This is a genomic window from Pseudomonas sp. TE21394 (assembly GCF_054057835.1).
Genome location: NZ_JBSRZR010000001.1, coordinates 3,497,324 through 3,518,566, shown reverse-complemented (window position 1 = coordinate 3,518,566; position 21,243 = coordinate 3,497,324). Strand labels below are relative to the sequence as shown.

The 21,243-nt window shown below is 62.6% G+C and carries 17 protein-coding genes and 5 tRNA genes; 2 read left to right on the top strand and 20 right to left on the bottom strand.

Annotated elements, in window-relative coordinates:
- Positions 1–2 precede the first annotated feature (2 nt).
- On the top strand, positions 3–1,382 hold the full coding sequence (lpdA, locus tag ACVWZT_RS16150; RefSeq protein WP_457470255.1) for a dihydrolipoyl dehydrogenase: 1,380 nt from the start codon (positions 3–5) through the stop codon (positions 1,380–1,382).
- 108 nt (positions 1,383–1,490) lie between these two features.
- Here the strand turns inward: lpdA and ACVWZT_RS16145 are convergent, their stop codons facing one another.
- The 3 genes from ACVWZT_RS16145 to phnN form a co-directional block, all read right to left on the bottom strand.
- Positions 1,491–2,489 carry a sensor domain-containing diguanylate cyclase gene (locus tag ACVWZT_RS16145; protein ID WP_457470253.1) on the bottom strand — a complete coding sequence of 333 codons (999 nt, stop codon included), beginning with the start codon at positions 2,487–2,489 and terminating at the stop codon, positions 1,491–1,493.
- Between the two features lie 210 nt (positions 2,490–2,699).
- Positions 2,700–2,776: transfer RNA gene (locus ACVWZT_RS16140), tRNA-Arg, on the bottom strand.
- 111 nt (positions 2,777–2,887) lie between these two features.
- The gene (phnN, locus tag ACVWZT_RS16135; RefSeq protein WP_296231628.1) at positions 2,888–3,481 is read right to left on the bottom strand and encodes a phosphonate metabolism protein/1,5-bisphosphokinase (PRPP-forming) PhnN; all 594 of its coding nucleotides are present in this window, start codon (positions 3,479–3,481) and stop codon (positions 2,888–2,890) included.
- Positions 3,482–3,826: 345 nt separating this feature from the next.
- Here phnN and ACVWZT_RS16130 point away from each other — a divergent pair, with 345 nt between their 5' ends.
- The gene (locus ACVWZT_RS16130; RefSeq protein WP_060480503.1) at positions 3,827–4,153 is read left to right on the top strand and encodes an Arc family DNA-binding protein; all 327 of its coding nucleotides are present in this window, start codon (positions 3,827–3,829) and stop codon (positions 4,151–4,153) included.
- Positions 4,154–4,281: 128 nt separating this feature from the next.
- On the opposite strand, the gene mgtE is transcribed toward ACVWZT_RS16130, so the two are convergent.
- The 17 genes from mgtE to ACVWZT_RS16045 form a co-directional block, all read right to left on the bottom strand.
- Complete coding sequence (mgtE, locus tag ACVWZT_RS16125) at positions 4,282–5,724, bottom strand: magnesium transporter (RefSeq protein ID WP_170031207.1); 1,443 nt, start codon at positions 5,722–5,724, stop codon at positions 4,282–4,284.
- A 428-nt stretch (positions 5,725–6,152) separates the two neighbouring features.
- Positions 6,153–6,229: transfer RNA gene (locus ACVWZT_RS16120), tRNA-Arg, on the bottom strand.
- Between the two features lie 70 nt (positions 6,230–6,299).
- Positions 6,300–6,376, bottom strand: a tRNA-Arg gene (locus ACVWZT_RS16115).
- Positions 6,377–6,447: 71 nt separating this feature from the next.
- Positions 6,448–6,524 (bottom strand) — tRNA-Arg (locus tag ACVWZT_RS16110).
- 106 nt (positions 6,525–6,630) lie between these two features.
- Positions 6,631–6,721, bottom strand: a tRNA-Ser gene (locus ACVWZT_RS16105).
- Positions 6,722–6,793: 72 nt separating this feature from the next.
- Positions 6,794–6,982, bottom strand: a complete 189-nt coding sequence (csrA, locus tag ACVWZT_RS16100) for a carbon storage regulator CsrA (protein WP_003254503.1) — start codon at positions 6,980–6,982, stop codon at positions 6,794–6,796.
- 166 nt (positions 6,983–7,148) lie between these two features.
- Positions 7,149–8,384, bottom strand: a complete 1,236-nt coding sequence (locus tag ACVWZT_RS16095) for an aspartate kinase (RefSeq protein WP_296232467.1) — start codon at positions 8,382–8,384, stop codon at positions 7,149–7,151.
- 84 nt (positions 8,385–8,468) lie between these two features.
- Positions 8,469–11,093 carry an alanine--tRNA ligase gene (gene alaS, locus ACVWZT_RS16090; protein ID WP_457470250.1) on the bottom strand — a complete coding sequence of 875 codons (2,625 nt, stop codon included), beginning with the start codon at positions 11,091–11,093 and terminating at the stop codon, positions 8,469–8,471.
- A 316-nt stretch (positions 11,094–11,409) separates the two neighbouring features.
- Positions 11,410–12,417, bottom strand: coding sequence for a succinylglutamate desuccinylase (astE, locus tag ACVWZT_RS16085; RefSeq protein WP_457470248.1), 1,008 nt, complete (start codon positions 12,415–12,417; stop codon positions 11,410–11,412).
- 10 nt (positions 12,418–12,427) lie between these two features.
- Positions 12,428–12,718, bottom strand: a complete 291-nt coding sequence (locus tag ACVWZT_RS16080) for a topoisomerase II (RefSeq protein WP_003254508.1) — start codon at positions 12,716–12,718, stop codon at positions 12,428–12,430.
- Positions 12,719–12,732: 14 nt separating this feature from the next.
- On the bottom strand, positions 12,733–14,082 hold the full coding sequence (astB, locus tag ACVWZT_RS16075; protein WP_457470247.1) for an N-succinylarginine dihydrolase: 1,350 nt from the start codon (positions 14,080–14,082) through the stop codon (positions 12,733–12,735).
- A gap of 23 nt (positions 14,083–14,105) precedes the next feature.
- A complete protein-coding gene (gene astD, locus ACVWZT_RS16070; RefSeq protein ID WP_457470246.1) occupies positions 14,106–15,569 on the bottom strand; it encodes a succinylglutamate-semialdehyde dehydrogenase in 1,464 nt (487 codons plus the stop codon).
- Positions 15,570–16,598, bottom strand: a complete 1,029-nt coding sequence (astA, locus tag ACVWZT_RS16065; protein WP_063912885.1) for an arginine N-succinyltransferase — start codon at positions 16,596–16,598, stop codon at positions 15,570–15,572.
- Positions 16,599–16,676: 78 nt separating this feature from the next.
- Entirely contained in the window at positions 16,677–17,696 is a 1,020-nt protein-coding gene (gene aruF, locus ACVWZT_RS16060; protein WP_457470244.1) for an arginine/ornithine succinyltransferase subunit alpha, read from the bottom strand.
- Positions 17,697–17,827: 131 nt separating this feature from the next.
- Positions 17,828–19,048: an aspartate aminotransferase family protein gene (locus tag ACVWZT_RS16055; RefSeq protein WP_457470242.1), complete on the bottom strand. Its 1,221-nt coding sequence runs from the start codon at positions 19,046–19,048 to the stop codon at positions 17,828–17,830.
- A 340-nt stretch (positions 19,049–19,388) separates the two neighbouring features.
- Positions 19,389–20,369, bottom strand: a complete 981-nt coding sequence (gene argR, locus ACVWZT_RS16050) for a transcriptional regulator ArgR (protein WP_296232455.1) — start codon at positions 20,367–20,369, stop codon at positions 19,389–19,391.
- A 98-nt stretch (positions 20,370–20,467) separates the two neighbouring features.
- Positions 20,468–21,232 (bottom strand): ABC transporter ATP-binding protein, encoded by a 765-nt coding sequence (locus ACVWZT_RS16045; protein ID WP_406819494.1) that lies wholly within the window; start codon positions 21,230–21,232, stop codon positions 20,468–20,470.
- Between the last annotated feature and the right edge of the window lie 11 nt (positions 21,233–21,243).

Here is a 21,243-nt window from a genome sequence, read left to right as displayed (position 1 = left end):
GCATGCAACAGACTATCCAGACTACCCTGTTGATCATCGGCGGCGGCCCTGGCGGCTACGTGGCTGCCATCCGCGCCGGGCAACTGGGCATCCCCACCGTGCTGGTGGAAGGCCAGGCGCTGGGCGGTACCTGCCTGAACATCGGCTGCATCCCGTCCAAGGCGTTGATTCATGTAGCCGAACAGTTTCACCAGACCTCACGCTTCGCCGGGCCTTCGGAACTGGGCATCAGCGTCACATCGCCACGCCTGGACATCAGCCAGAGCGTGGCCTGGAAGGACGGCATCGTCGACCGCCTGACCACGGGTGTGGCCGCCCTGCTGAAGAAGCACGGAGTCAAGGTGATCCACGGCTGGGCGAAGGTCCTCGACGGCAAGCAGGTAGAGGTCGATGGCCAGCGTATCCAGTGCGAACACCTGCTGCTGGCCACCGGTTCCAGCAGCGTCGAACTGCCAATGCTGCCGCTGGGCGGGCCGATCATTTCTTCGACCGAGGCCCTGGCACCGACAACCCTGCCGCAGCACCTGGTGGTGGTAGGCGGTGGCTATATCGGCCTGGAACTGGGCATTGCCTACCGCAAGCTGGGCGCTCGGGTCAGCGTGGTGGAGGCGCGCGAGCGCATCCTCCCGAGCTACGACAGCGAATTGACTGCGCCGGTTGCCGAGTCGCTGAAGAAGCTGGGCATCGCGTTGCACCTGGGCCATAGCGTCGAGGGCTACGAAGGCGGCTGCCTGCTGGCCGGGGATGGCCAGGGCGGGCAACTGCGCCTGGAGGCCGACCAGGTGCTGGTGGCCGTTGGCCGCCGACCGCGCACCCAAGGTTTCAACCTCGAATGCCTGGACCTGAAGATGAACGGCGCTGCCATCGCCATTGACGAGCGCTGCCAGACCAGCATGCGCAACGTCTGGGCCATCGGTGACGTGGCGGGCGAACCGATGCTGGCGCACCGGGCCATGGCCCAGGGCGAGATGGTCGCCGAAATCATTGCCGGCAAGACCCGTCGCTTCGAGCCCAGCGCGATAGCCGCGGTGTGCTTCACCGACCCGGAAGTGGTAGTGGTTGGCAAGACCCCGGAGCAGGCCAGCCAGCAAGGGCTGGACTGCATCGTCGCGCAGTTCCCGTTTGCCGCCAATGGCCGGGCCATGAGCCTGGAAGCGAAAAGCGGCTTCGTGCGCGTGGTCGCGCGGCGCGACAACCACCTGATCCTCGGTTGGCAGGCCGTTGGCGTGGCGGTATCCGAGTTGTCCACCGCCTTTGCCCAGTCGCTGGAGATGGGCGCCTGCCTGGAGGATGTAGCCGGTACCATCCATGCCCACCCGACGCTGGGCGAAGCGGTACAGGAAGCGGCATTGCGCGCCCTGGGCCACGCCCTGCACATCTGACACTGAAACGGCCGATGCCGACTTGGCCCGCTGCGCCCCAAGGCGCCGCGGGCCCTTTTCATCTGACGTTGATCCTGAGCCCGGCGCGGCGGGTGCGGGAGTGCCTGCCTATTCGGCTATGGCGTTCTTGCCGGCATCCTTGGCCCGGTACAGCGCCTGATCGGCGCGGGCCAACAGGGCATGCGGGTCTTCTCCCTGTCGCCACTGCACCACGCCATAGCTCATGGTCAGCCGGCACTCGCCCACCGGCTCTACCTCAGCCATCACCTGGCGCAATCGCGTAGCCACCTCCAGCGCTTCAACCAGCGAGGTCTGCGGCAGCACCAGGACGAACTCGTCACCACCCAGGCGCGCCAGCAGGTCCGGCTCACGCAGGCAGGTGCACAGGTTGTCGGCCACCCGCACCAGTGCTGCATCGCCCTGGGCATGGCCGTAGCGGTCATTGATCGGCTTGAAGTCGTCCAGGTCCATGGCAATCAGCGCCAACGGCTGGCGGAAACGCTGTGCGCGCTCGCATTCCAGCTGCAAGGCCTTCTCCAGCCGGTAACGGTTGGCAATGCGCGTCAACGCATCGCGCTCTGCCAACTCACGGTTTTCCTCCAGCTGGCGCTGCAACTGCTCGTTCACCCAGGACAGCTCGCGGGTGCGTTCGGCCACCTGGCTTTCCAGCGACAGGTTCTTCTGCTGCAACTGCGCCACCAGGCGCTTGCCGGCATCGATGTTGCGGTGGGCGCCAAGCATGCGCGCCACCGAGCCGTCTTCGTTACGGGCAATGATGTAGCCCCTGTCTTCGATCCACAGGTAGCTGCCATCGTGGCAGCGGCAGCGGTATTCAACCAGATAACGCTCGTGGCGCTGGTTGAGGTAGGCCTCGAAATGCGCCATTACCCGAGGGTAGTCTTCAGGGTGAATCACGCTTTCCCAGGTGAATACCGAATTGGCCAGCGAATGGCTGGGGTAGCCGAGCATGGCGTACCAGCCCGGGTTGCGATAGACGTAGCCGGTGTTGGCGTTCCAGTCCCAGATACCGTCGCTGATCAGCTCGAACAAGGTATGCAGTTGCTGTTCACTGAAGCCGGCGGGTACCGGCGCGATTTGCTGACTCATGGACCCTCTCCCTGATGCCCAGCAACTGCGCTCCGAACAAGGGGCTGCCGACAAGGTGGTAGATGCCGCAGGCGGCAAGATCATTTCCTGACGGGCAAGCATATGCCCAGCGTGCCGCCATCGGAATAGCGGCCAGGCTCATTTTTTCGGTGCTGACAATTGGCATACCCGTCAGCGGAAGACGGGGCGGGAGACATGAAAGTGGAGAAATGGCGTCCCAGGCAGGAATTGAACCTGCAACCTTCCCCTTAGGAGGGGGATGCTCTATCCAATTGAGCTACTGAGACGCAAGCGCCGACAGCGAGCGCTGCACAGCGGGACGGCCAGCATGTTAACCAGCATGCTTGCGTTTGTCATGCCTCAACCAGGCTTTTTCGCGTAATCCTTTTCTGCCAATGCTACACCTGCGCCAACACACCTTCATCACGCAGCAATGCGAACAGGCCCTCCACCGCTGTCTCCAGGGTCGTGGAGTTGTCCAGCACGTGCACCGCCGGGTCGGCCATCGCCTGCAAGTGGTCGTTACGGGCCAGGCGCTGCTCGATTTCGTCCGCGGTTTCCCGGCCACGTGCGTGCAAGCGTTGGCGCAGTACCTCGGGCCTGACCTGGACCCGCACCGCCAGAAGATCGGGGTAGCGCTTGCGCGCTTCGGACAGATAAGCCCGCGAGCCATTCACCAGCACTGCCCTGCCCTCCGCCAGCCATTGATCAATCTGCCGGGGAATGCCGTAATCCAGGCCATTGGCACGCCAGTGCATGGCAAATGCACCGTGCGCACGCAGCGCCTCGAACTGTTCGGCCGTGACGCCTTGGGCAGCTTCGCCCTTGGCTTCGGCCGAGCGGGTAATCACGCGACGGGCAATTTCCACCCCGGCGGCTGCAAGTCGCTCACGTGAAGCGTCGATCAGGGAATCTTTCCCGGAACCCGACGGTCCTACCAGGTATATCAACCGGCCTGTCCCTGATCGGCGGTCGCTTGCGTCATGTTGCATAGCCACTATGCTCTATGGAAGGAAACCGGCGCATTCTAGGGCTTTTCTCTGACTTTTGCTGCTTATTGCCCGTTTTTGACAGCATAAGACTGACAGTCCCGGCAGCCGGCGCATGTAAAACTTTTCAAACCAGTGCTCATTTCTGATAATTGGTACTGGCAAAAAGCCTTTATTCGGATCACTATTTGTCACAGAATTGACGCCAAGGAAACGGCGACCATGAGGCAAGATGAACATCCATTTTTCACTGGCGGTTGAACATTTTGTCGTCGCCACGGTCGTACTACCACCCCGTGCGGCCAATTTGAGAACCGCTTCCCCTGAACCAAAATCCGGTCAATTTATATGCGCCCAATGAAACAGGCTATTTATTCGAGCCGCACTGCTGACAAGTTCGTCGTCCGCCTGCCAGACGGGATGCGTGAGCGCATTGCCGAGGTAGCGCGCAACCATCACCGCAGCATGAACTCCGAGATCATCGCGCGCCTGGAGCAGAGCCTTATCCAGGAAGGTGCGTTGGGTGACGAGCTGAGCATGCGCATGGACAGCCCTGAACTGTCCCTGCATGAGCGCGAGCTGCTGCAACGCTTCCGCCAGCTGTCCCACCGCCAGCAGAACGCACTGGTCGCCCTCATCGCTCACGATGTGGAAATGGCCGCCGACGCCTCCTGAGGCACTCGGCGAACATGACAAAGCCAGCGCAAGCTGGCTTTTTTGTGGGCGGATGGTCCTGCAACAGACGCGTTCCCTGGTAGGAGCGACCCCTCGCGAACAGGATCGCGCAGGCCGCAGAGACCGGGTTACAGCAGGAACAGAGTGGCCAGGCCGAGGAAGATGAAGAACCCGCCACTATCGGTAACCGCAGTGATCATCACGCTGGAGCCCATTGCCGGGTCGCGGCCCAAACGCGTCAAGGTCATCGGAATCAATACCCCCATCAAGGCCGCCAGCAGCAGGTTCAAGGTCATTGCCGCAGTCATCACCAGGCCCAGCGACCAACTGCCATACAGCCAGAACGCCACCACCCCGATCACCCCACCCCAGATCAGGCCATTGAGCAGCGATACCGCCAGCTCCTTGCGCATCAGGCGGCTGGTGTTGCCTGGCGACACCTGGTCCAGCGCCATGGCACGCACGATCATGGTGATGGTCTGGTTGCCGGAGTTGCCACCGATACCCGCCACGATCGGCATCAGGGCGGCCAGGGCCACCAGCTTCTCGATCGACCCTTCGAACAGGCCGATCACCCGCGAAGCGACAAAAGCGGTAATCAGGTTGATGGCCAGCCAGGCCCAGCGGTTGCGCAGCGAACGCCAGACCGAGGCGAAGATGTCTTCCTCCTCGCGCAAACCAGCCATGTTCAGCACTTCGCTTTCGCTTTCTTCACGAATCAGGTCGACCATTTCGTCGATGGTCAGACGGCCGATCAGGCGCTCGTTCTTGTCCACCACCGGCGCAGACACCAGGTCATAACGTTCAAAGGCTTGCGCAGCATCATAGGCATCTTCCTCAGGGTGGAAGGACACCGGGTCGGTCGCCATGACCTCCGCGACCTTCTTCTCCGGGTCGTTGACCAGCAGGCGCTTGATCGGCAACACGCCCTTGAGAATGCCGTCATAGTCGACCACGAACAGCTTGTCGGTGTGGTTCGGCAGTTCTTTCAGGCGACGCAGGTAGCGCAACACCACTTCCAGGCTGACGTCTTCGCGGATGGTGACCATCTCGAAGTCCATCAACGCACCGACCTGCTCCTCGTCGTAGCTCAACGCCGAACGCACGCGCTCGCGCTGCTGGGCATCGAGGGTTTCCATCAACTCATGGATAACGTCACGTGGCAGCTCGGGCGCCAGGTCGGCCAGCTCGTCGGCGTCCATTTCCTTGGCGGCGGCGAGCAGCTCGTGATCGTCCATGTCGGCGATCAGCGATTGCCGAACTGCGTCGGAAACTTCCAGGAGGATGTCGCCATCGCGATCCGAGCGCACCAGCTGCCAGACCGTCAGGCGGTCTTCCAGGGGCAAGGCTTCGAGGATGTAGGCGATGTCGGCGGGGTGCAGGTCATCCAGCTTGCGCTGCAGCTCGACAAGGTTCTGGCGGTGGACCAGGTTTTCCACCAGGTCGTGGTGGGCACCTTCCTGACGGTGCGTCAGGTCTTCGACCACGCGCTGGCGTTGCAGCAGTTCGACCACCTGGGCCAGGCGATCTTGCAGGCTTTCTTGCGCTTTTTTTACTTCTACTTCAGTCATAGGCGAACTCCACTCCCAGCAGCGGAGCACGCCGGGAGAATCAATCGGTCAGATCTTTCTGTACGAAACTTGTTAGCGAGTAACTACTGGGTAAGTCCATGGTGGTTTTCCACAAGCCCCGGCGGGGCTGACGGGCGCAATCATACACTGCTGGAGCGGTCAGATCGCTGAAAATTTTGGCCAGAACAATCGTTTGCGTAATAAAGCTGGGACAACGCTCGAAGCTATCAGTGCGACGGCGGGTCTGGCGGTTAAAGCACATTTGTTGTGCCTGGATGTGTATGCCTGACGGGGTCGATCTCGGGCCCTACCGCACCCCCAAAGGCCAAACGCAACATCTACAGGAGAGCTTAGATCGACATCACCGACAATTCATTGGCGAAGAAAACAAAAAGCCCGCTCAATTGAGCGGGCTTCTTGATGGGGTATGGCGGACTCAGGAGGATTCGAACCTCCGACCGCTCGGTTCGTAGCCGAGTACTCTATCCAGCTGAGCTATGAGTCCGTGGTGGTATTTTTAGACCAGGTTACCACTGGTGACTGAAGCAGCCTTGCAAACAAAGCCACTTCAAAAGTGGCGGACTCAGGAGGATTCGAACCTCCGACCGCTCGGTTCGTAGCCGAGTACTCTATCCAGCTGAGCTATGAGTCCGTGGTTGGTATTTTTAGACCAGGTTACCACTGGTGATTGAAGCAGCCTTGCAAACAAAGCCACTTCAAAAGTGGCGGACTCAGGAGGATTCGAACCTCCGACCGCTCGGTTCGTAGCCGAGTACTCTATCCAGCTGAGCTATGAGTCCGTGTCTTGCCGCGCATTATAGGTCGCTGAAACATTATTGCAAGAACTTTTTCGTTTAAAATCAACTACTTAGCGTTCTTGCCGATTACAGCGCCCTAAGCGAATAATGGCGGTGAAGGGGGGATTCGAACCCCCGATACCCTTATGAGGTATACTCCCTTAGCAGGGGAGCGCCTTCGGCCACTCGGCCACCTCACCGCAACACGAGGCGAATATTAAACACAGCCTTCCTCGTTTGCAACCCTTTTTTTGAAAAAAACTTCAAAAAAATTAAAGGCTTGGCTCCTCGTCCTTCTCTTTCTTGATCCGCAGGTAGATTTCCTCGCGGTGAACGGCCACTTCTTTAGGGGCGCTGACGCCAATACGCACCTGGTTACCTTTGACACCGAGCACCGTCACGGTGATCTCGCCGTCTCCAATGATCAGGCTCTCGGCGCACCGACGAGTCAGAATCAACATAGCTTTCTCCTTACGCGAAACATACAGGGGTAACAGTCTTGGGTGTCGCGGCCGGCCGTGGACGACGGCTCGGGCCTCGGTTGCTTGCCCCGCAAGCCAGGAAAGGGCCTGCGTGGCAAGCAGAAACGCGAAGGGCGCGGCAAGCCGCGCCCTTCCAGGCAGCGTTTTACTCGCTCTGTCGTACCGGAGCGTCGAGCTCGAACGCGGTGTGCAGCGCGCGTACGGCCAGCTCCAGGTACTTCTCTTCGATCACGACCGAAACCTTGATCTCGGAGGTGGAGATCATCTGGATGTTGATCCCCTCCTTGGCCAGGGCTTCGAACATGCGGCTGGCCACACCGGCGTGCGAACGCATGCCGACGCCAACGATCGAGACCTTGGCGATCTTGGTGTCGCCAATCACTTCACGGGCGCCGATTTCGCGCGCGGTGTTTTCCAGCACGCTCTGCGCCTTCTCGTACTCGTTGCGGTGCACGGTGAAGGTGAAGTCGGTGGTGTTATCGTGGGCAACGTTCTGCACGATCATGTCGACCTCGATATTCGAGGCGCTGATCGGGCCGAGGATCTTGAAAGCCACGCCCGGGGTGTCCGGCACGCCGCGAATGGTCAGCTTGGCTTCATCACGGTTGAAGGCGATACCGGAAATGATCGGCTGTTCCATGGATTCCTCTTCATCAATGGTAATGAGGGTACCCGGACCCTCCTTGAAGCTGTGCAGCACGCGCAGCGGAACGTTGTATTTGCCGGCGAACTCCACCGAGCGGATCTGCAGCACCTTGGAACCGAGGCTGGCCATTTCCAGCATCTCTTCGAAGGTGATCTTCTCCAGCCGTCGGGCCTGTGGCACGACGCGCGGATCAGTGGTGTAGACGCCGTCGACGTCGGTGTAGATCTGGCACTCGTCGGCCTTCAGCGCCGCCGCCAGGGCCACGCCGGTGGTGTCGGAGCCGCCACGGCCCAGGGTGGTGATGTTGCCGTGCTCGTCGACGCCCTGGAAGCCCGCTACCACGACCACGCGGCCTTGCTTGAGGTCGGCACGGATCTTCTGGTCGTCGATCTGCAGGATGCGCGCTTTGTTGTGCGCACTGTCGGTGAGGATGCGCACCTGGTTGCCGGTGTAGGACACCGCTGGCACACCGCGCTTGATCAGGGCCATGGCCAGCAGGGCAATGGTGACCTGCTCACCGGTCGACACGATCACGTCCAGCTCGCGCGGAACCGGCTGATCGCTGATCTGCTTGGCCAGGTCGATCAGGCGATTGGTTTCACCGCTCATGGCCGACAACACAACCACCAGGTCGTCGCCCGCCTCACGGTGTTTCTTGACCTTATCGGCTACCTGCTCGATCCGCTCGATGGAACCGACAGAGGTGCCGCCAAATTTCTGTACGATCAACGCCATTTCAATGGTGCCTCAGCCCATACAGGGCCCCAAAAAACAATCCAACATGGAGCGGCCAGCGACTAGACCACTGGCCGCCCCATCTCAAAGTCCCTGCTCTGCGAATGGCACGGCCAGCGCCAGGGCCCGGTCCAGCGCAGCGACGTCGACGCCACCACCCTGGGCCATGTCCGGACGGCCACCGCCCTTGCCACCCACCGCCGCAGCGGCTTGTTTCATCAGATCGCCAGCCTTGAGTTGGCTGGAGAGGTCCTTGGTCACACCGGCCACCAGCACGACCTTGCCCTCATGCTCGCTGCCCAGCAGGATCACTGCGTGGCCGAGCTTGTTCTTCAGTTGATCGACCAGCGCCAGCAAGGCCTTGCCATCCTGCCCATCCAGGCGGGCGGCGAGCACCTTGGCGCCCTTGACCTCAACGGCCGCGTTGGAGAGATCATCCCCGGCGGCGCTGGCGGCCTTGGCCTGCAGCTGTTCCAGCTGCTTCTCCAGCTGGCGGTTGCGCTCGAGCACAGCCGACAGCTTGTCGATCAGGTTGTCACGGTTGCCTTTCACCAGTTGCGCGGCTTCCTTGACCTGCTCTTCGGCAGCGTTCAGGTAGGCCAGCGCCGCAGCGCCGGTTACCGCTTCGATGCGGCGCACGCCAGAAGCCACACCACCTTCGCTGATGATCTTGAACAGGCTGATGTCACCGGTGCGCTTGGCGTGAATACCGCCGCACAGCTCCACCGAGAAATCGCCGCCCATGCTCAGCACACGCACGGTGTCGCCGTACTTCTCGCCGAACAGCGCCATGGCACCCTTGGCCTTGGCGGTTTCGATGTCGGTCAGTTCGGTTTCCACCGCAGTGTTCTTGCGCACTTCGCGGTTGACGATGTCTTCCAGGGCCTTGATCTGCTCCGGTTTCACCGCCTCGAAGTGGCTGAAGTCGAAACGCAGGCGCTGGCTGTCGACCAGCGAGCCCTTCTGCTGTACGTGCTCACCCAGCACCTGGCGCAGCGCTTCGTGCAGCAGGTGGGTGGCCGAGTGGTTCAGCGAGGTGGCATGCTGCACCTCGGCATCGACCTTGGCCTCGACCGACGAACCGATCAGCAATGCACCGCTGGCGACCACGCCGTGGTGCAGGAAGGCGCCGCCGGTCTTGGTGGTGTCGCGCACGTCGAATCGTGCAGCGCCGGCCTGCAGGTAGCCGGTGTCGCCCACCTGGCCGCCGGACTCGGCGTAGAACGGCGTGCGGTCGAGCACGACCACGCCCTGCTCGCCTTCACCCAGCTGGTCGACAGCCTGGCCGTCCTTGTACAGGGCGATGACCTTGCCCTGGCCTTCGGTAGCGTCGTAGCCAAGGAATTCGGTGGCGCTGTCGACCTTGACCAGGCTGTTGTAGTCCATGCCGAAGGCGCTGGCCGAGCGGGCACGCTCACGCTGGGCGTCCATTTCGCGCTCGAAGCCGGCTTCGTCGATGGTCAGTTCGCGCTCGCGGGCGATGTCGGCAGTCAGGTCCATCGGGAAGCCATAGGTGTCGTACAGCTTGAACACCACGTCACCCGGCACCACGTCGCCCTGCAACTGCGCCAGGTCCTGCTCGAGGATGCGCAGGCCCTGTTCCAGGGTCTTGGCGAACTGCTCTTCTTCGGCCTTGAGCACGCGCTCGATGTGCGCCTGCTGGCTCTGCAGTTCCGGGAACGCTTCGCCCATTTCGCCGACCAGCGCGGCCACGATCTGGTAGAAGAAGCTGCCCTTGGCACCCAGCTTGTTGCCGTGGCGGCAGGCGCGGCGAATGATGCGGCGCAGCACGTAGCCGCGACCTTCGTTGGACGGCAGCACGCCGTCGGCGATCAGGAAGCCGCACGAACGGATGTGGTCGGCCACCACTTTCAGCGAAGCCTGGCCGTCATTGCTGCAACCGATGGCCTTGGCCGCGGCAGACAGCAGGTTCTGGAACAGGTCGATCTCGTAGTTCGAATGCACGTGCTGCAGCACCGCGCTGATCCGCTCCAGGCCCATGCCGGTGTCTACCGACGGCGCTGGCAGCGGGTGCAGCACGCCATCGGCAGTGCGGTTGAACTGCATGAAGACGTTGTTCCAGATCTCGATGTAGCGGTCGCCGTCTTCTTCCGGCGAGCCGGGTGGGCCGCCCCAGATGTCCGGGCCGTGGTCGTAGAAGATCTCGGTGCACGGGCCGCAAGGGCCGGTGTCGCCCATGGTCCAGAAGTTGTCGGAGGCGTATGGGGCGCCTTTGTTGTCGCCGATACGCACCATGCGCTCGGCTGGTACGCCGACTTCCTTGGTCCAGATGTCGTAGGCTTCATCGTCAGTGGCGTAGACCGTTACCCAGAGCTTCTCCTTGGGCAGGTTCAGCCACTTTTCCGAGGTCAGGAAGGTCCAGGCGAAGGTGATGGCGTCGCGCTTGAAATAGTCGCCGAAGCTGAAATTGCCCAGCATCTCGAAGAAGGTATGGTGACGCGCGGTGTAACCGACGTTTTCCAGGTCGTTGTGCTTGCCACCGGCGCGCACGCACTTCTGGCTGCTGACGGCACGGGTGTAGGCACGCTTCTCCGCACCGAGGAAGCAGTCCTTGAACTGGTTCATGCCGGCATTGGTGAACAGCAGAGTCGGGTCGTTGTTCGGGATCAGCGAACTGGAGGCGACTCGGGTATGTCCCTGCTCTTCGAAGAAGCGAAGGAAGGCTTCACGGATTTCTGCGCTTTTCATAGGTTCTTCCACGGAAACGGCAGCCCTGTTGGGCAAACGCGTCGACGAAACGACGGCAAAGGGCCGCATTATATCGGTCCTGCGGTCTCGATGCAGTGTGTTTATACGATAGAAACCATCGTTTGGACGGTTTTTCGGGCTATGCAAACGAAAACGACATGGCCGGATGCTAAAGCCTGCCTTTCGCCACTGGCAAGCCAATTACCGCTCAGGGGGAGGGAAAATGGAACAGGCGGTGAATTAAAAGCGTTTCATCGGCAAACCGGGACGATTTCAGCCTGGCCCGGCGGTAAGGGCGGGACAGGCTGATTGCCAATCACCCCAACCGCTGCCCGGAATCGGGCACGATCAGGATGCCGGCGCGCAAGCCATTCCTGACCCTGGGGTTGGGGAAGATGATGCGCGCACCCTCCTCCTCCACCACCCAGCGGGTCTCCGCCAGGTCCTCGGCCAACAGGTAACCCTTGCTCAGCTCGGAGAAATTCTCGATGTCCGCCGGCAGATGCAGGTGAAAGCTGTCACTGTGCTTGATGATCTCGCGGGAAACACTGAACAGCTGCAAGCCATCCAGCGAGCCTTCACCTTCCGGCTCGGTGTTTTCGATGATCTGGATCAGGCGCTGCTCCAGCTTGTCGAGGTTGACCAGCTCGTTCTGGCCGAACGGGCGGGCCTTGCCCAACTCCAGGGTAAAGGCTTCGGCCTCCAGTTGCTCATAGGTGAAGGCACTGAAGGTGATGGACGACTTGCTCTGCAACAGCACGGCCTGCATGCCCGCTGCCGCCAGGCGTGCCAGCTCGCGGCGGGAATGCTTGCGTCCCTCCTTGAAGGGATACAGGGCGAACTGCTCGATCTTCGAGCCGCGAATGGCCGTATGCAGGTCGTAATGCAGGCGGCTGCGCCCCGGCATGCTGAAAAACACCCGGGCGAACTGTTCCAGCTCGGCGGCACGCAAGGCCTCGAAGCCACTGGACAGCTCGTGGCGGCCGTTGAACAGGCGGTTGATGTCCTGCTCGATGAAACGCTCACCCTTGCGGATAGCCGCAGGATTACCGAACAGGAACAGTACCCGTGCCCGGGGTATGATCTTGCCGTTGGCCACGCCATGCAGCAGGCGCTCGAGCAACTCGATCGGCGCCGTTTCGTTGCCGTGGATACCGGCGGACAACAGCAAGTCGAGCCCGCAATCGTCGCTTTCGGCCGGGCGCACTTCCAGCGCGCCCTCCCCTAGCCAGCGCAAACGCACGCCCTTGGGAGTCACTTGGGTCTTCTCGGCCGGTTCGTGATCGGCGAGGGTCAGATCAAGCAATTTGCCAAGGGCGAGCATAGGGACTTCCTTAGTGGTGGTGGCCGCAGTCGGGGCCATGGACGTGATCGTCGTCTTCGCCAAGCTCCGCCGGCTCCATTTCCAGCTGCAGGCTGACCAGGTTGGTGGCCATCGGCCGCAGCAACAGGTTGGCGTACTCGGTGTCGTCTTCCTCGACATCCACGCCGATCAGCAGCTGGCCACGGCCATCCTGCTGAATCCACACTTCCTTGCCTTGCCAGACCACGGCAAAGCGGGTGCAGGAGGTCTCCAGCTGGGTGCCGTCTTCATCTTCGAGGATCAGGCGCAGGGCGTCGGTCATTGCAAAGTCTCTCTTCAAGGTTGGCGTTGGAACGGATACACCGAGCCCAACTTCAGGATCTGGGTCAGTTCGTCCAGTGCCGTACGGCATTCCAGCAACAGCTGCGGGTCGGCCAGGTCCGCCTCGCCGAGGCGATCGCGGTAATGCTTGTCGACCCACTGCACCAGGGTGTCGTACAGCGGGGCGGTCATGATAACGCCTTGGTTGACCGCTGCCAGTTCCGATTCCTTCAACGCCACACGCAAACGCAGGCAAGCCGGGCCACCACCGTTCTGCATGCTCTGCTTGAGGTCGAACACCTTGACCTCCTTCACCGGGCCGCCCTGGCTGGTGAGCCGGCCCAGGTAGGCCCAGACCCGCTCGTTGTTGCGGCACTCTTCCGGCACCACCAGCAGCATGGAACCATCCTCGCGGCTGAGCAGCTGGCTGTTGAACAGGTAGGAACGCACCGCGTCCTCTACGGTAACCGCTGCCCGCGGCACGCAGATGGCCTGGAAGTTGCCACCCTTGCTGGCCAGTTTAGCTCGCAGTTGGCCAAGTACCGTGTCGGTGTCGAGGAAAGCGTCCTCGTGGTAGAACAGTACCTCGCCGTTGCCCACCGAAATCACGTCGTTGTGGAACACGCCCTGGTCGATCACTGCCGGGTTCTGTTGAGCGTAGACCACGCCACCCTCGCTCAGGCCATGCAGCCTGGCCACCGCCTGCGAGGCTTCCAGGGTTTGCCGGGCCGGGTATTTCTGTGGTGCCGGGTAGCGGCTGTCGAAAGCACTGCGGCCATAGACGAAGAACTCCACGCCAGCCTCGCCGTAGCTACGGCAAAAGCGCGTGTGGTTGGCCGCGCCTTCGTCGCCGAACTGAGCCACGGCAGGCAGCGCCGCATGGTGGGCAAAATACTGTTCATCACTGAACATGGCCCCCAGCACGCGGCTGGTGGTCGGGTGCTCGATGCTGCGGTGGTACTTGCAATTGAGGTTGGCGGCGGTGAAGTGCACGCGGCCATCGGCCGTGTCGGCACTCGGGCTGACCGTGGCGGCGTTGGCTACCCACATGCTCGAGGCCGAGCAGCTGGCCACCAGCAACGGCATGGCCTCCCTGGCAGCCCGCTGGATCACCTCGGCATCGCTACCGCTGAAGCCCAAGCGGCGCAGCGCGGCCACATCCGGGCGCTCCTGCGGCGCCAGTACGCCCTGCTTGAAACCCATGTCAGCCAGCGCTTTCATCTTCGCCAGGCCCTGGCGTGCAGCTTCGCGCGGGTTGGACCCCTGCTGGCTGTTGCTCTGCGAAGCCACGTTACCGTAGGACAGGCCGCCATAGTTGTGGGTAGGCCCCACCAGGCCATCAAAATTCACTTCATAGGATTTCATCGGCTAGGCTCCGTGACCTGTAGTTATAGGGTGACGCCCGGCGTCAGGGTCGCCGGCAAGGCAAGGCTGGCGGTCTCCAGCGAAGCCACGGGGTAAGCGCAGTAGTCAGCGGCGTAATAGGCGCTGGCGCGATGGTTGCCACTGGCGCCTACACCACCGAACGGCGCGCTGCTGGCGGCGCCGGTCAGCTGTTTGTTCCAGTTGACGATGCCGGCGCGGCTGCGCAGCCAGAAGTACTGGTAGCGGGCGCGCGAGTCGGACAGCAGCCCGGCGGCCAGGCCGTACTGGGTGTTGTTGGCTTCCTCGATGGCGGCATCGAAGTCGGCGTAGCGAATCACCTGCAGCAACGGGCCGAAGAATTCTTCGTCCGGCCGCTCGCTGACGGCACTGACGTCGAGAATACCCGGGGTCAGCAGTGCGGCATCGGCCTGCGGCTGGGTCATTTCCAGCAGTTGCACGGCACCCTTGGCAACCAGCTCGGCCTGGGCCGCAAGCAACGCTCGCGCCGCCTGCAGCGAAATGACCGAGCCCATGAACGGCGCTGGCTGCTGGTCGAACGCACCCACCGTGATGGTCTTGCACACCTCGACCAGGCGCGCGATCAACCTATCACCCCAGGCGCCTTGCGGCACCAGCAGGCGGCGGGCGCAGGTGCAGCGCTGGCCGGCGGAAATGAATGCCGACTGGATAATGGTGTACACCGCAGCGTCAAGGTCCTTGACCTCGTCCACCAGCAGCGGGTTGTTGCCACCCATTTCCAGGGCCAGGATCTTGTCCGGGCGGCCAGCGAACTGCTGGTGCAGCAGGTTTCCGGTACGGCTGGAGCCAGTGAAGAACAGGCCGTCGATACCAGGGTTGGCGGCCAGCGCCACGCCGGTTTCACGCGCGCCCTGCACCAGGTTCAGCACACCCGGCGGCAAGCCGGCGGCAATCCAGCAGTTGACAGTCAGCTCGGCGACCTTGGGGGTCAGCTCGCTGGGCTTGAACACCACGCAGTTACCCGCCAGCAGTGCCGGCACGATATGGCCGTTGGGCAAGTGGCCGGGGAAGTTGTACGGGCCGAACACCGCCACCACACCGTGAGGCTTGTGCCGCAGCACTGCGCTGGCATCGGCCAGCGGGCCACTCTTTTCACCGGTGCGCTCGCGGTAGCTTTGCACCGAGATCGCCACCTTGTTGACCATGCTGGTAACTTCGGTAGCTGACTCCCACAGGGGCTTGCCGGTTTCCTCGCCGATGCACTGGGCCAGCGCTTCGGCATGCGTCTTGAGCTGCTCGGCAAATTTTTCCAGCACGTCGATACGCGCTTCCAGGCTCAGTTGCGCCCAGCCCGGGAAGGCCTGGCGGGCAGCCTGCACGGCGGCATCCACCTGGCTGGCATCAGCGCCCCGGCCTTGCCAGATGACGGACTGCGTAACCGGGTTGAGCGACTGCAGGGTATCGCCCTGGCCGGCCTGCCAGTTGCCGGCGATGTAATGCGTGGTCATTTATTTGGCCTCCCGGCTTGCCGACAGCGGCACCGCGCGCACATTGTCGCCAGCACCCATGCGCAGGCGCTTGGCCGTCAAGGGGTCAACCACCAGGGTACCGGCGGCCAACCGCGCAGGTGCAGCCGTGATGCGGCAGTCGTCGCGCTTGCGGTTGTGAATGATGTAAGGGGTGGCGTCATCGCCCGGTGTGCCCACGGCCAGCACCAGGGTCTGGCTTTCGCGCACGGCGCGGATCTTGTCGGTATCGCATTCGATAGCAGGGCCGGCGTCGAAAATGTCGACGTAGCCCTGGTAGTTGAAACCTTCCTGCTTGAGCATGGCCAGCGCCGGCTCGGTGTCCTTGTGCACGCGACCGATCACGTTGCGGGCCGCCTCGGACAGGAAGCAGGTGTACAGCGGGAACTTGGGCATCAGCTCGGCGATGAACGACTTGTTGCCCACACCGGTGAGGTAGTCGGCCTGGCTGAACTCCATCTTGAAGAAGTGCCGGCCCAGGCTTTCCCAGAATGGCGAACGGCCCTGCTCGTCGGACATGCCGCGCATTTCGGCGATGATCTTCTTGCCGAACAGTTCGGGGAACTCGGCCATGAACAGCATGCGCGCCCGCGACAGCAGGCGGCCGTTCAGGCCCGAGCGGTAGTCACTGCGCAGGAACAGCGAGCACAACTCGGAATTGCCGGTCAGGTCGTTGGCCAGGAACAGGGTGGGGATTTCGCGGTAGATCTTCAGCTCCTGCGAGGCGCTGACGGTCAGCCCGACCCGGTAGTTGTACCAGGGCTCACGCAGGCCGACGGCACCGGCAATGGCACTGATGCCCACCACCAGGCCTTCGTCGTTTTCCAGCACGAACAGGTAGTCGGTGTCGGCGCGCTCGGCTTCACCACGGAAGCTTTTTTCCGCCCAGCCAACGCGATGCCCCAGGCGCTCTTCGTTGGCCGGCAGCGTGGTCAGCCCGGTGGTTCCGGTGCTGCGTGCCAATTCGATCAACGCAGGCAAATCGCTGCTGCGTACAGGACGAACGATCATGCTATCTCCTTGCGCGACGGCGGCGGCCGGCGCGAAACTCTGCTAACGCATCAATCCGCAAACGTCTGTTGCCAGACCTCAGACCGCGACCAGACGCACGCTGGCCCCCTCACCCACCCCCAGCGCATCGGCGGCAGCCAGGCTCAGGCTGACCGGTTTGCCGGGCACCCAGTCCAGGTCCAGCAGCACCGCGCGGTAGTCCTGCAGCTGGCCGTTGCACACCAGGTATGGGCGCCCGCCCTTGACCGGGGCGTCCTCAAGCTTCACCGGCACCACCCGGCTCTGGGCGATCGAACGGATGCCCGAAGTACGCGCATGCAGGGTTGGGCCGCCATCGAAGATGTCGATGTAGTGTTCGGTTTCGAAGCCTTCGCGCATGAGGATGTCGAAGGTGATCTGCGCCCGCGGATGCACCTGGCCCATCGCCTCCTGCGCCAGGTCAGGCAGCAGCGGCACGTAGATCGGGTAGTGCGGCATCAGCTCGGCGAGGAAGGTACGGCTTTTCAGGCCGCACAGGCGCTCGGCGTCGGCGTAGTTGAGGTCGAAGAAATTGCGGCCGATGGCATCCCAGAACGGCGACTCACCCTGCTCGTCGCTGTAGCCGACGATCTCGGTCACCACCGAATCGGCGAAACGCTCCGGGTGCGAGGCCATGAACAACAGGCGGCCACGCGAATTGAGCTCGGCCCAACCACTGTTCACCAGCTCCGGCAGTACATAGAAGCTGGTCAGAAGGCTGTTGCCGGTCAGGTCGTGGCACAACGACAGCACGTGGATCTTGTTGTGGATCTTCAGCTCGCGTGAAGCGTGCACGAAGGTTTCGTTACGAAAGCTGTAGAACGGCTCGGAGTAGCCGGCCGAAGCAACGATCGCCGAGCAGCCTGCCAGCTTGCCGGTTTCGCTGTCTTCAAGGACGAAGAAGTAGCTTTCTTCACCGTTGAAGCTGACCTCGGCGGCGAAGGAAGTCTCGGAAGCGGCAATCTTGTCGCCCAGGCGAGCAGTGTCGTCCGGCAGCGAGGTGACACCAATGGGGCTGTCTGCAGCCATGCGCTGCACTTCGTTCAGATCAGCCATTTGCGCGGGGCGCATCACCAGCATGGTGTCACTCCTTTGGAATACGGGCCGCTCATGGCGGCACGGAAGAACGGCAGGTGCACCGGCACCTGCACGGGAATCGGGTATCGCCGGCCCGCTCAGTCATCGCTGCCGGCGATGGGACCCCAGGCTGCTCAGCCCTGGGTCAGGGTGGCCACGGCGCGCTCGAAGCGGTCCAGGCCTTCATCGATATCGGCGTCTTCTACCACCAGGCTTGGGGCAAAGCGGACCACATCCGGGCCGGCCTGCAGCACCATCACGCCTTCCTTCTCGGCGGCGTTGAGCACGTCCTTGGCCTTGCCTTTCCAGGCTTCAGCCAGCACGCAGCCCAGCAGCAGACCGACGCCACGCACCTGGGTGAACAGCTGGTACTTCTGGCCGATCTGCTCCAGGCGTACCTTGAAGCGCTCGTGCTTGGCCTTGATGCCAGCCAGGGTTTCCGGGGTGTTGACCACGTCCAGCACCGCGCAGGCAACCGCGCAACCCAGCGGGTTGCCGCCATAGGTGGTGCCGTGGGTGCCGACGGCCAGGTGCTTGGCCAGCTCGGTGGTGGTCAGCATGGCGCCGATCGGGAAGCCACCGCCCAGGCTCTTGGCGCTGGTCAGGATGTCCGGAGTCACACCGTAGTGCTGGTAGGCATACAGCGAACCGGTACGGCCCACGCCAGTCTGCACTTCGTCGAAGATCAGCAGGGCATTGTGCTCGTCACACAGTTTGCGTGCGCCTTCCAGGTAGGCCTTGTCGGCCGGCACTACGCCGCTCTCGCCCTGGATCGGCTCGATCACCACGGCGCAGGTCTTGTCGGAAATCTGTGCCTTCAGCGCTTCCAGGTCGTTGTAGGGCACATGGCTGATACCGGTGATCTTCGGGCCGAAGCCGTCGGAATACTTCGGCTGGCCACCGACGCTGACGGTAAACAGGGTGCGGCCATGGAAGCTGTTCACGGTGGCAATGATTTCGTGCTTTTCCGGGCCGAAGCGGTCATGGGCAACGCGCCGGGCCAGCTTGAAGGCCGCCTCGTTGGACTCGGCGCCGGAGTTGCAGAAGAACGCACGGTCGGCAAACGTGGCATCCACCAGCTTGTGGGCCAGGCGCAGGGCCGGCTCGTTGGTGAATACGTTGGATACGTGCCAGAGGGTGTTGGCCTGCTCGGTCAGGGCCTTGACCAGTGCCGGGTGGCAGTGGCCCAGGGCGTTGACCGCGATGCCACCGGCAAAGTCGATCAGCTCGCGACCCGACTGGTCCCAGACACGGGAACCCTCGCCTCGCACAGGAATGAAGGCCGCCGGGGAATAGTTGGGGACCATGACCTGGTCGAAATCGGCACGTTGCACCGGGGCTTGCTCAACGGACATCTGAGTCTCCTGATGAGGAACGCTGGCCTGGAAGTGGCGAGCGATGGGGGGATTGTAAGGACTGAACCGCGCCTGTCCTTGCGGCCAAGCGACAACTTGTTACAGCGCAAAACCCTGTTTGCACAAGGTTTTCGGCAATGCGACAAACATTGTCGCAATAGCGCAGTGTACGGGAGAGAGGGTGCTGGGTGAACGGCTGTTCACATAAGAAGGGATGGCGCCTGTACCGACCTCTTCGCGGGTAAACCCGCTCCCACAGGTATGCACGGCTCCCAAGGCCGGTGGAGATCCTGTGGGAGCGGTTCTACGTGCGACGAGGCCGATACAGACGGAGGAGAGATCAGCCTTTTTCGGCAGGCGCCGAGCTCAGCTCGAACGGGCTGCTGTTGCGTCGCTGATTACGGTCTTCGCGCGGTGTTGCCCCGAAGAAATTACGATACGCACTGGAAAAATGCGGCCCGGAAGAGAAGCCGCAAGACAGGCCGATCTGAATGATCGACTTGCTTGTCTGCATCAGCATCTGCCGCGCCTTGTTCAGCCGCAGCTCCAGGTAGTACTGGCTCGGCACGCGGTTGAGGTACTGCTTGAAGATGCGCTCCAGCTGCCGACGTGACACGCACACATGCTGGGCAATTTCGTCGGTGGTCAGCGGCTCTTCGATATTCGCTTCCATCAGCAGCACCGCCTGGGTCAGCTTGGGGTGGCTGGAGCCCAGGCGATTCTGCAACGGAATGCGCTGGCGCTCTCCCCCCTCGCGGATGCGCTCGACCACCAGCTCCTCCGACACCGCCCCGGCCAGCTCGGCACCGTGATCACGCGCCAGCACCGCCAGCAGCAGGTCGGTCACCGCCATGCCGCCACAGGCGGTCAGGCGATCGCGATCCCAGTCGAACAGATGGCTGGTGGCGATGACCTTGGGGAAACGCTCGGCGAAATCATCCTGCCAACGCCAATGCACCGCCGCCCGGTAGCCATCGAGCAGGCCCAGCATCGCCAGGGGATAGACCCCGGCCGACAGCCCACCGATCATGCAGCCGCTACGCGCCAGTTGCTTGAGCGCCGCCACCAGGGGCCCTGCCACCACCGCCGGCGGCTCGTCAGCCACCAGGAACAGCTTCTGGCAACCGTCAAGGCGGCCGTTCCACGGCTCGCCCGGCAGGCGCCAACTGCCCTCCTGCGCCGGCTCCGCCTGCAGGAACAGCAGCTCGTAGACCACCTCCGGGTGCACCCGCTGCGCCACCTGCAACACCTCCTCGGCCAGCGCCAGGGTCAAGGGCCTGGTATTGGGCCAGATGAGAAAACCGATTCGCTGGGTGGTCATAGGGTGCGGTCCGAAACCTGAGGTCGTTCGAGTCTGTGCGCCGGGTCAGGCTGCGCTCGCCGCGCAGCATGCCCTACTATGGTGCAAAAATGCAGCTTTTACTTCAGGCTGCCGGAGAGGAACTGCTTGAGGCGCTCCGACTGCGGATTGGCCAGCACCTGGCGAGGGCAGCCGGTTTCTTCGACCAGCCCCTTGTGCAGGAACACCAGCTGGTTCGACACCTCGCGGGCAAAGCCCATTTCATGGGTTACCACCACCATGGTCCGGCCTTCCTGGGCCAGCGCCTGCATGACCTTGAGCACATCGCCCACCAGCTCCGGGTCGAGTGCCGAAGTCGGCTCATCGAACAGCATCACTTCCGGCTCCATCGCCAGCGCCCGGGCAATGGCCACGCGCTGCTGCTCGCCGCCGGACATGTGCCCCGGGAAGGCGTCCTTGCGATGCGCGACTCCGACCTTGGCCAGGTAGTGCTCGGCCTTTTCCAGGGCCTCCTTGCGGTTCACCCCCAGCACGTGCACCGGCGCTTCGATGATGTTCTCCAGCGCGGTCATGTGCGACCACAGGTTGAAATGCTGGAACACCATCGACAGGCGCGAGCGCATGCGCTGCAACTGGCGCGGGTCGGCGGCCTTGAGCGCACCGTCCTTGCCCGGCACCAGCTTGAGTTCTTCGTTGTTGAGCAGGATCTTGCCGGCATGCGGCTGCTCCAGCAGGTTGATGCAGCGCAGGAAGGTCGACTTGCCCGAGCCGCTGGAGCCGATGATGCTGATGACATCGCCTGCCTTGGCCGACAGGGACACACCCTTGAGCACTTCATGGCTGCCGTAGCGCTTGTGCAGGTCTTGGACTTCGAGTTTGTACATGCTGTCGATTC